General features: G+C 30.8%; 10 protein-coding genes and 2 pseudogenes. All 12 read right to left on the bottom strand.

Going from position 1 to position 10,931, the window contains the following annotated elements; genetic code table 11:
• Window positions 1-752: phage replisome organizer N-terminal domain-containing protein (locus tag OCV31_RS09440; protein ID WP_148474640.1), on the bottom strand; the 752-nt coding region annotated here is incomplete at its 3' end.
• Between the two features lie 2 nt (window positions 753-754).
• On the bottom strand, window positions 755-2,407 hold the full coding sequence (gene mobQ / locus OCV31_RS09435) for a MobQ family relaxase (protein WP_148474638.1): 1,653 nt from the start codon (window positions 2,405-2,407) through the stop codon (window positions 755-757).
• Window positions 2,408-2,653: 246 nt separating this feature from the next.
• Complete coding sequence (locus tag OCV31_RS09430) at window positions 2,654-2,983, bottom strand: DUF3847 domain-containing protein (RefSeq protein WP_019192822.1); 330 nt, start codon at window positions 2,981-2,983, stop codon at window positions 2,654-2,656.
• Window positions 2,984-3,067: 84 nt separating this feature from the next.
• On the bottom strand, window positions 3,068-3,484 hold the full coding sequence (locus OCV31_RS09425; RefSeq protein ID WP_148474636.1) for a sigma-70 RNA polymerase sigma factor region 4 domain-containing protein: 417 nt from the start codon (window positions 3,482-3,484) through the stop codon (window positions 3,068-3,070).
• A 256-nt stretch (window positions 3,485-3,740) separates the two neighbouring features.
• Window positions 3,741-5,483 (bottom strand): ABC transporter ATP-binding protein, encoded by a 1,743-nt coding sequence (locus OCV31_RS09420; RefSeq protein WP_148474634.1) that lies wholly within the window; start codon window positions 5,481-5,483, stop codon window positions 3,741-3,743.
• A 1-nt stretch (window position 5,484) separates the two neighbouring features.
• The gene (locus OCV31_RS09415) at window positions 5,485-7,197 is read right to left on the bottom strand and encodes an ABC transporter ATP-binding protein (RefSeq protein ID WP_000353267.1); all 1,713 of its coding nucleotides are present in this window, start codon (window positions 7,195-7,197) and stop codon (window positions 5,485-5,487) included.
• A 3-nt stretch (window positions 7,198-7,200) separates the two neighbouring features.
• Entirely contained in the window at window positions 7,201-8,616 is a 1,416-nt protein-coding gene (locus OCV31_RS09410) for an ABC transporter ATP-binding protein (RefSeq protein WP_148474632.1), read from the bottom strand.
• 12 nt (window positions 8,617-8,628) lie between these two features.
• A complete protein-coding gene (locus OCV31_RS09405; protein ID WP_000398547.1) occupies window positions 8,629-9,315 on the bottom strand; it encodes an energy-coupling factor transporter transmembrane component T family protein in 687 nt (228 codons plus the stop codon).
• Entirely contained in the window at window positions 9,316-9,909 is a 594-nt protein-coding gene (locus tag OCV31_RS09400; protein ID WP_002842188.1) for an MptD family putative ECF transporter S component, read from the bottom strand.
• A 171-nt stretch (window positions 9,910-10,080) separates the two neighbouring features.
• Entirely contained in the window at window positions 10,081-10,479 is a 399-nt protein-coding gene (locus tag OCV31_RS09395; protein ID WP_267303932.1) for a hypothetical protein, read from the bottom strand.
• A 60-nt stretch (window positions 10,480-10,539) separates the two neighbouring features.
• Window positions 10,540-10,662, bottom strand: a pseudogene (locus OCV31_RS09810) (TetR/AcrR family transcriptional regulator); the annotation flags it as partial.
• A gap of 130 nt (window positions 10,663-10,792) precedes the next feature.
• Window positions 10,793-10,931: pseudogene (locus OCV31_RS09385) on the bottom strand (DUF4368 domain-containing protein); the annotation flags it as partial.

The following is a 10,931-nucleotide window of genomic DNA, read 5'->3' as shown; positions in this document are numbered from 1 at the left end:
TATAAATGTTCTCCCTTGTCATAATCTTCAAGGGTATATACTGTTGATTTACTACACTCCTTTAATTTCCCTTTATCTTGTTCATACCAATGAATTAAGGTCGCATAATGATCTTTATAGTTTCTTCCCGTGCTTTGCATATAGGTTGACAGCTTCTCTATCATTTCTTCCCTATGACCTTGCATTTTATCCTTTAATTTTCCATATTCTTCATCAGTTAAAGAAACTTTTTTATATTCTCCATAAAGGGAGGGGGATATTTTTTCTTTCTCCCCCTCTTTTTCTAATTCTATATCTATCTCTTTATCTATCTCTATATCTACGTTGCAGTTTTGTTGCAAAAGGTTGCAAGGTGTTGCATCAGTGTTGCATTGCAACACTTTTTGTCCTCTTGATTTCCTCGAACGCCTTGTAGACGCTGTTTCTGAACCTATAAGACTTGGGATTTCTGTTAAAAAATACTCGTCATTTTCTGTGATTATCTCCATCAATCCTTGTGCTACAAGATAATTTACTGTAACCATTACATCATCTTCCGTTTCATCAATCGTTAATGCAAGCTCCTTGATAAAGTCTGTTTCTACTCCGTCATAATACAGCTTCCCACTATCTTTTAAGCTAAGTAAAAGCAATTTGAGGTAAATGATTGTATATGTATCTCCTCCTGATATTTTTCTTAGCCTTTTGATTCTCTTATCTGTAAAAAAATCTTCTTTCAATTTTAACCAATAGTATCTTCTGTTGTCTGCCATTTTTATCTTTCCTCCCCTTTATTTTTATAATTTTCTTTAGCCTTTTCCTTGGCTTTTTGTTTGTACTGCCCCTTTATTTCCTCTTGCTCTTGGAATTTTTTCAGTTGTGCAATTACACTTGGTTTATCTCCTCTCTTAATTGCCTTGTCTATCTCTATGGATAAATCTATTCCATACTCATCATTGACAATCTTTACTGCATATTTGATATGGTCTATCTGCTTAAATTCATCTTGTACTTTAGCTTTATTTTTGGTTAAGTCTTGTATCTGACTTTCAAGGCTTGATATTCCTTTCTGCCAATCACTCGACTTTATAGCTGATGTTCCAGTAAATTTTTCTATAGTCTTTCTTGCTTTTTTGTAATTTTCAATTTCATCTTTATGTGAATTGTAAAATTTATCTTTAAGAAAAGTTTTATCTTTATATTCCTGATATACCGCCTTATTTTCTTTGATGATGTCTGCACAAATAAAGCAACGATTTAAGTCTTTTATTCTTTGTGTTTTTTCTTGAATATCACCACTTATCTTTTTACTTTGTTTTGCAAGTTCAAAGACTTTTCCTTGTAAGTCTGCTATTGTTTGAAGATGATTATCTTTCAAATAGTAGATTGCTTTTACAAATCTCTTTAGGTCTACATTTCCCTTTTTTATCTGTCCATAGTAGGATAGATTTTTTATTTTTTCTCCCTGTATCTCGTTGTAGATAGAAATATATTCATAGAGGTTAAAGAGTTCCGCTTTATTCTCAAGTTCATCTTTCTTGGTCTGTTTATACTCATCGTATTTTGCTTGCAGATTTCCAAGTAAAGAGTCTATCCAATAGGTGATTTCTTTTATCTTGTTCTTGATGGCTTTTACTAAGGAATTATGCTTTTTGATTTCTCTGTTGATGTTTCCTTTGTCGGTTTCTATTCCTTTTTTCTCTAAGGCACTGGCACTTGCTCCTAAATGAATGGTTGGGATTTCTTCTATCCCTTGTCTTTTGTAGGAGCGATGATCCACTCTCTTTTCCTGATGATTTTTTTCTAAATACTGATTACAAAGGCTTGCAAAATTCTCTCTCCATTTCTCTGCGTTGCCTTTATCGTTCCAGTCCGTCAGCTCTACTTTTCTTGTTTTGTAGTTACCGCTTTTTAATTTTATCTTTTCTCCGTTTTCATCAAGAACATATTCTTTTTTGCTTTTTGCCTGCCACTCTCCTTTTTCATTGATTGGTCTAAGGGTAGTCATAATATGAGCATGGATATTGTTATTTTCTTCATCATTTCCATCATGAATAGCAAGGTCTGCTATCATTCCTTTTGATACAAAATTTTCCTGTATAAAGTCGGTAATGAGTTTCTTGTTTTCTTCAAAAGATAATTCTTTCGGTAAGGCGATAATGAAGTTTCTTGCAAGCTGTGCATTGCTTGCTTTCTCATTTAGTTCAATGCTATTCCATAAAGTAGTTCTATCTTTTAATGCTATGGGGACATTCTCCGGCAAGAAGATTTCTGAATGTAAAAGTCCTTTTTTATTATGATAGTCATGAACTTCTCCGTCCCATTCATTTTTGATTTTCTCACAAGAGATATATGCTGCACTTGCAACTGCCGATTTACTTTTTCCTCTGCTTATCATGGAAATATTAAAGTGAAATGTTTCTGCCATCTTCATAAGCTCCTTTCGTTTATTGTTTGTTTTCAGGTAAAGAAAAAAGCAGACAGGTTATTTTTTGTATCTTTTCCTATCTGCTTTATCCGTATATTTTTATTAAGTTTTGGATTTTCAAAGACTTGCTAAAATCCCTTAGATTTTCTAAGGGCGCAATTATACACCCTAAAGGGTGCTTTGCGTTCTGCGAAGCTTTTTGCCCTTGCAGGGAGCTTCTGAAAAAACTAAGTTTTTTTATTCTGTCTACTCGATGTCTGTTTTATCTTCCATATCTTTCCCATTTATCATTTCTTCATAGGCTTGTCTGTATTCTTCTGTGTGAGTAGAGATGTTTAACAGCTTTTCTATCTCCTCATTGGTAAATATTAGAGGATTTTTAATTACTCTTTCTACTATCAAGCCTCTTTGTATAAGCCTGTGATTTCTTCTTTTTCGTTCTTTTTCATTTGCAAGTTTTTCTAATTTCTTGCCTTGATTTTGTAATTGTTTCAGCTTTACATCGCACTTTTCTCTTTCTTCCTGAAGTTCAAAAATTTGTTCCTGTACTTCCTGTAATGTGTTTTCTTTCTTCATTTTTAATTCCTCCGTTTTGGTATCTGCTTGTTTCCATAAAGAAAGGTTAAGCACCTTTTTTTGACACTTAACCTTTCCAAGTTTTTAGATTTTATCTTCTAAAATTTTTTTCAGTTTTTCTAAAATCCTATCCCTCCTCCCACTGATTGCTTGATGTGTAACTTTCTCTCTTCTGCTGATTGACCTTAGACTTTCTTCTTTGTAGAAGATGGCTTCCATTAACTCTCTTTCTTCTTTTGTGAGAGTATTTAATGCTCTATGAAGTTCTTCAATTTGCATTTTTACTTCTACAATTTTTTCTAAGTCTATTTTTTCATCTATGATGTTATCTACAAAGTGTCCATCATGATCCAGTGCTGAAAATGGTATAACATTATGCTTCCAATCTTTTCTTTGGAGATACTTTTCATGCTCTGTTATCTTCCAATAGGCTTTGTAGACTTCTTCACTTACAGGTACGGCTTTTCCTTTGACATAAAGGAAATATTCTTTTTTGTCCATTGTGTAATCCTCCTTTTTATGCTCTCTGTTTTTGCTTTTTGAGAATAAAAAAAGGAGGACTTCTACACTTTGGTGTAAATAGTCCTCCGAAAAGAAATGAATCTATCTTTTCTTTAGATATATTTAGTTGCTTGAGATAATAAGAAACTATAAGGCAAGAAGAATTTTTTGTTATTTCTTTCTTCTATATGAAAAGTCTTTTTCATCTTACTCCCCCGTTTCTTACATCTATCTAATATTCATATATCAAACCTTTCTAAACTACCCATTCTTCAGATTGTTTTCTGATTTCAATAAAATCCTTATATATTCCATGTTTAGATACAAGTTCACTATGTGTTCCTACTTGTTTTATAACACCGTCTTTTAAAACAACTATCTGATCTGCATTTTTTACAGTAGAAAGCTTGTGTGCAATTACAATAACAGTTTTGCCTTTTAATAAGTTTTTCAAAGCAATCAATAATTCTTTTTCATTTTCTGGATCTACGCTCGAAGTTGCCTCATCAAGAACTACAAACCTACTCGGTTTTAACATGGCTCTTGCAATAGAAATTCGTTGACGCTCACCACCCGATAGATTTGAACCCCCTTCTTGCAAAACCGTTTCATAAGCTTGTGGCAATTTCATAATAAAATCATGGCACTGAGCTTTTTTGGCAATATCTATCATTTCTTCATCTGTTGCATTTGGATTACCAAACTTAATATTGTTTTTTATGGTATCATCAAAAAGATACACGTCTTGAAAAACAAAGCTAAAATTTGAAAGCAATTCATCATACTTGTACTGTTTAATATTTAGATTTCCAACTTTTACTTCGCCAGAATTTACATCCCAAAACCTCGCCATTAAATTGCAAAGTGTTGTTTTACCACTTCCTGAAAATCCAACAAGAGCAGTTGTTTTTCCATCTGGAACAAGCATACTTAGATTATTGAAAAGATTTTCTTTTCCATAAGAAAATGAAATATTGTTCATTGATATTTCTGCTTTATCTACTTCTGTCATTTCACCTTCTTCAATTACAGGTAAATTTCTTAAATTTATAACAGTATTAAGATTTCGTACAGCAACACCCTTAATACTCTGCATACTTCCTGCTAATTCAAATCCAGAAAAAACAACAAAACTCATAACAATTAATATAATAGCTTTAGTAACTTCAATATCCCCTGATAAATATCTTATGATAGAACTAAAAATTATCACACAAATACCAAGTTTAAATACTAACAAGAATAAAAACTGTGTTGGAACTAAAATTTTTTCTACAGCAAGGAAGCCTTTGCGACTTTTTGTAATACTTTCGTTTAGTTCCTTGACTGTATTTTGATCTTTTCCAAATGCTTTAGTTATTCCTATCCCATTTACATACTCAAGCATTTTTTCACTTAAATCCAATTTAAGTCCTAACAATCTCTCTGTTAGTTGATCTGTGCTTTTTTGTGTGAATAAGTTTACTAAGGTTCCAACAATCAAAGTCAACAATATAATTATAGCTGTTGCAAAATCATAAGGTAGTATGAAAATAACCATAATTAGTGTCTGTATTGTACCTACAAGCATTTGCTCAATAATAAAAACTCCTATTGTTTCAAGTTCACCTATAACAGTTGACAATGCTCCTGCTATATTCCCTAAAGAATTTGTGCTGAAATATCCCATGTTTACATTTTTTAAACGATCACCAATATATAATCTATTTTCTGCTCCTAAATTGTACGAAGCAATATATTTGTTTTTATCAGCCAGATATCCAAATATAATTTTTCCCACCACACTTATAGCTGCAATAATAAAAACAATATACACATCTTTCATTAAAATGCTTTGGTTCGTGAATATATTTTCACAAATTTTGGTCAAACATAATAGAATTGCACCTAAAGAAACTCCTTCAAATACTCCCTTAAATACATCAAAAATAAGCATTTTTGTTATTTTATTTGAATATGACCCTGACACCTCATATAAAGTTTTTATCAATTCTCTCACTTTATATCACCTCGATTTCTTTAGATTCTGTATATACATCCCACATTTTTTTGTATCTCCCATTTAACTCGAGTAATTGTTTATGAGTGCCTTCTTCAATTACTTCTCCATTATCCACCACAATTATTTTATTTGCATTTACAATTGTAGATAACCTGTGAGCTACCATAATCACTGTTTTATCTTTAATTAACTTATCAATAGACTGTTGAATAACTGATTCATTGTCAGGATCAGAATATGCTGTTGCTTCATCAAGTAGTACAATAGGACTATTCTTTAAAAAACACCTAGCTATTGCAATTCTTTGCTTTTCTCCTCCAGAAAGATTTGCTCCTCCCTTTCCTACAATAGTTTCATATCCATTTGGTAGGCTCTTTATAAAATTATAGCAACTCGCTTTTTCACAAGCCTCTTTAATTTCATCCATACTCGCATCTTCCTTCGCCATCTTTAAATTTTCTAATATTGTTTTATTAAAAAGAAAGTTTTCTTGCGACACATAGCTAACAAGCTCCATATTCTGTTTTAAAGGCAATTCGTTCAAATTTGTTTTTCCAATTAAAATTTCTCCATTAGAAACATTCCAAAATCCTGCGATTAGTTTTGTAATAGTAGACTTTCCACTACCTGAATTTCCAACGATTGCAGTCAACTCATTTTCATTTGCTTTAAACGAAATATTATTTAATACATTCTTTGACTCTTCATATGCAAATGTAACATCTTTAAACTCTACATCATAAGATTTTATATCTCTTACTTCTTCTCCTCTTTTTAAGTTAGGAATTTCCATTATTTTTTTTATTTCTTCAAATACAACTTTTATATTTGCTATTGTTTCCATATGACTCATAGCTTTTATTAATGGTTTATATGAAGCATATGATAGCAATATACACATGATAAGAGTCCCTACTTCAACACTACCCTTCATAAAGAAATACAAGGAAGCTGGTAAAACGAATACCATAGTTGACGGGATAGTTTCCATAGTTGCTGTCATTGAAAAACAAACACTCAAATACCAATCAAGCATTGCGTTCTTATTCTCTTCAACAGTCTTTCTAAATTTCCCAAATGATGATGCTGATTTATTAAATGCTTTTATAACTTTAATACCATTTACATATTCAACCATTGTCGTATTCATAGCTTTAGCTGCTTCTTGGTATCTTTTAGATTTTTCTTCATAACCTCGCATCATTAACATTGAAAACAATAATCCCAATGGAATTGTAAGTAAATTCGCAATTCCTATTCTCCAGTCCATTATAAAAATTGTTATGACCAATACTATAGGAATGAATATATTAGCAATAACTTCAGGAATCACATGAGCAATCGGTTTTTCCATTTTATCAAGTGTTTCCACCATAAATTGAGACCACTGTCCGCTGCTTTTTCTTTCAACTTCTCCCATAGAAATTTTACTTAATTTGTCAGCTAATAACTTTCTTTTATCTTCAATAATCCTGTAGGCAAGATTATGAGAAATAATAGTAGATATTTCATGAAATAATATACTTGCTAAAAATCCCAAAAATACAGCAAAAATATATGGATAATAATTATTTAAATTTGTATTTTTTGCAACCAAGTTATTAATAATGGCTGCTACAGAAAAATAAGGTATTACACCAAATCCTACTCCTATTATCGCAATGAATACAGCTGCGAAAATCTTGCTTTTATGTCCCTTTAAGATATCCATCTTTTACCTTCTTTCATAAAATCTTTTTATTCTGCCATCGCAAATTTCCAATAATTTATTACATGTACTATCAATCAATTCATTATCATGCGTAACAATAAATATAATTTTATTATTTGAAAATTCTTTAATGACTTTGCTTATTTCGAGCATATTTGTATAATCAAGTCCACTCGTTGGTTCGTCCAAAATAATAATTTCTCTATCCATTAACATCCCCAATGCTACAGAAAGTCTCTGCATTTGACCTCCTGATAAGCACATAGGATGACGATTTTCTAATTTTTTAAGATCTAATTTTTCTAGAATATTATCTATTTGCTTTTCATCTATTTTAGAATCAAATAAACTAAATTCATCTCTTACAGATTCAGAAAAAAACTGATGAATTACATCTTGCATAACCATATAACAAAGTTTTCTTCGTTTTTTATATTTTATGGGACTTCCTTTATAGCTTATCTCCCCTTCGTTTTCTTTCAACAGTCCACATAAAATTCTCATTAATGTTGTTTTCCCTTGACCATTTTTACCTGTTATTGCAATAATATCTCCCTTGTTTCCGGAAATATTTATCTTATCTAAAATTTTTTGTTTCTTATTTTCATATTCTAAATTTGAAACTACAAAGTCATCAGATTCACAAAATGTGACAGGATTTGCAAAATCATCATTTTTCTTTCTTACAAAAGTTCTAAGTCCCAGTTTCTTTCGTGATTCGTCAGTAATTGAAGAAAATTCCACATTTGAAAAAACATATTCTATTTTTCCGTCTTGTAAATAAATAGCTCTATCAATTAAATCCATTAAATAATAGAGTCTATGTTCAGAAATAATAATTGTCTTACCCTGAGCTTTAAGATTTATAAGCATCTCTCTTATTCTTTCAATGCCATACTCATCAATATTTGCAGAGGGTTCATCAAACACATATACATCTGGATTGGTAGCATAAATAGATGCAATAGCAAGTAATTGCTTTTCTCCACCTGACATCATAAAAACATTTCTGTTTTTTAATCTTTCAATTCCCAAATCACGTACCACTTTAAAAACTTGTCTTTTTATTTTATCAGGGTTTTCACCTAAATTTTCTAATCCAAATGTTAGTTCACTATCTGAATCTAAATTAAAAAACTGTGTTTTGGGGTTTTGAAAAATTGTTCCCACTTTTTCAGAAATTTCATATATCTTCATTTGTTTTGTGTTTATCCCATTTATAAAAATATTTCCTAATAAATTTCCCTCTAAAAAATGAGGAATCAATCCATTGATTAATTTTGTTATAGTTGTTTTCCCAGAACCAGATTTTCCGCATAATAAGATAACTTCTCCTTGATTAATCTTTATTGAAATTTTCTTTAACTGTTCTTCTAAGCTTCTCTTATAGGAATATGAAGCTTCATTTATATTAATCATGTTTCGTACCTCTTATAAAAATAACTTGAACTTTAAATTAAAGAACATCAGAATGCATAATAGAATAATTATTAGATCCCAAATGTTAAATCCTGCATCATCCATAAAAGTCTTTCTTGCAGGATTTTCTATCCCTCTTACTGTAATAGCCTGAGCTAATTCATCTGCGGTATTAGAAGCTGTAACTATTAATGATATTAGTCCTAATTGTATCTTTTTAAATCCAGTCACGCCTCTTATTTTTATTGCATCTGAGATTAATATTTTTTCTTCTCTTAAAGATGGAAAATATCTGATGCCTATTGCTAGAGAAATAATTAGGCTTTTTGGAAAATGCATCATTTTTAAGGCATACATAATATTTCGTATAGGATTAGTTTTTACAAGAATTTGACCAACTAAAAAAATCGGTATTAACTTAGGAGCATGAATCACCAATAATCCAAAATGTGCTGATATGACATCTGGTAGAATCGGCAAAACAAAATATTTCAATCCCTGTAATAATACAAACATAGATAATGCCTTTAAAGATATTTTAACAAGTCCCATAAATAACGCTATAATAGCAACAATTAAAAGAATAAAAAAATCTAATTTTAAGCTATTATTTGCAAAGCTAATAATACTAACTGAAATCAAAAAAATGATTTCAGTTAGTGGATTTAGCTTTATAATGCCTCTTACAATACCCTCCATTTACATAATTCCAGCTTTCTCAAAACGTTTTTTGAACATTGCTTTACCTATATATGCACCAATGACTCCTCCAATAAATGCAGTAATGATCATCCCGATAAGTGTTGGAATTGAAATTAAAGTTTGTAATTTATTTACATATTCTGGACTCATTCCCATTTTAATAATAGACTTCATATAAGATTCTTGGAACAACCACATAGGCAATGGTGAGCCAATCAACCCAATGCAAATCAATCCTGAAGATACTATTACGCTTTTTTGACTTTTATATCCCAAAATTTTTCTAGTAATTTCTGCTAAAACCCCTGCAATAACGCAAGTTATGACAATTGTAAAAGTGCATTCTCCTATAGCAAAATATATAATCCCTGTAATTGCTATCAAAAGTAAAGCCGTTCCTGGTTTTGGCACCTTAGAGACCAACAACATGTAAATAAAATTACATATTATGCCTGTCATTGCTGGCCATAATAACCAAAGTATCGGAGAAAACACAGGAATAAACATTACCGCCATGGATAACGCCATATAAATCACTGAAAAAATGCCGATGTTAACTAAATCTTTTGTTTTTAATTTTGATTCATTCATTTGAATACCTCCATTTAAATTTTTATATTTATTTACCAGTTACAATATGATTGATTCAAAATAATCTTTGCTGGTAAATTTTTCTTATTTTTGTTTACTTTCCATAAAACGCAGAAAATCGGGATTAACCCGATTTCAAAATTTATTATTTTTTAATTTTATATTATGTTTTCATTTAATAATCCTCCTCCAACCAAAATTCATTGCTGCCTCCATCATATCGATAAAATTTAAGGCTTCATTATATGGATACCTATGTGTGATTACCTCAAATAAAGGCGTACATGCCATTGTATAAAGAACATGAAGTTCATCATCATTCAAATCATTTACTTCTATTTTTTTTTCTTTAAGAACCTCGATCAATTTCTTAGCACCCTGCACTTCAAGATTCACTAAATCATGACGAATTGATTCAAATTCCGTACCCTGAGAACAGTTAAACAGAAGATTAACTATAGGATCGTTTTGGTAAATAAATTCCAATAATTCCCTATTACTATCATCAGATTTTTCTCCAAAAACTTGTAAACCATTTACTTTAATTTCTTCAATCGCTTGATTTGTCAATTCTTTACTTCTTCTGTATAAGTGATTAAGTATAGGATTTACAAGTACCTTAAAAATATCTTCTTTAGATTTAAAATGCTTATATATTGCACCAGGTGTAATTCCTGCATTTTTAGCAATAGTGCGAATAGAAGCCTCTTCGAATCCATGCTCTGTAAACTCGCTTTTTGCACTTTTTAATATTTTCTCTATTGTAACATCTTTGTCTCTCAGTAAGTTTCACCTCCCAAATTAAGATAACACCGTTTACTATATTTTAGCATAATCTAACCTCAAAGTCAATCCACAATATTCTACTGAAAATCTCTTGCCTTTACTGAAAATCTCTTGCCGGTATCCCCTCTCTTTTCAAAACCTTTAATTTCTCTTGTTTCTTCTGCTCCCTTCTTGCCTTATATTTATCCTCATACTCTTTCTGTTTTCCGCTTGCTTTTCGTTTCAGGTAATTTTGA

This window comes from Aedoeadaptatus acetigenes (genome assembly GCF_025566985.1).
Taxonomy (GTDB): Bacteria; Bacillota; Clostridia; order Tissierellales; family Peptoniphilaceae; genus Aedoeadaptatus; species Aedoeadaptatus acetigenes.
This window is presented reverse-complemented; position numbering and strand designations above follow the sequence as displayed.

What these genes read in the sequence shown, in the direction of transcription:
- OCV31_RS09410 (WP_148474632.1), bottom strand. Translation starts at nt 8,616, where the DNA reads ATGATTAATATAAATGAAGCTTCATATTCCTATAAGAGAAGCTTAGAA.
- OCV31_RS09430 (WP_019192822.1), bottom strand. Translation starts at nt 2,983, where the DNA reads ATGAAGAAAGAAAACACATTACAGGAAGTACAGGAACAAATTTTTGAA.
- OCV31_RS09425 (WP_148474636.1), bottom strand. Translation starts at nt 3,484, where the DNA reads ATGGACAAAAAAGAATATTTCCTTTATGTCAAAGGAAAAGCCGTACCT.
- OCV31_RS09405 (WP_000398547.1), bottom strand. Translation starts at nt 9,315, where the DNA reads ATGGAGGGTATTGTAAGAGGCATTATAAAGCTAAATCCACTAACTGAA.
- OCV31_RS09400 (WP_002842188.1), bottom strand. Translation starts at nt 9,909, where the DNA reads ATGAATGAATCAAAATTAAAAACAAAAGATTTAGTTAACATCGGCATT.
- OCV31_RS09415 (WP_000353267.1), bottom strand. Translation starts at nt 7,197, where the DNA reads ATGGATATCTTAAAGGGACATAAAAGCAAGATTTTCGCAGCTGTATTC.
- mobQ (WP_148474638.1), bottom strand. Translation starts at nt 2,407, where the DNA reads ATGGCAGAAACATTTCACTTTAATATTTCCATGATAAGCAGAGGAAAA.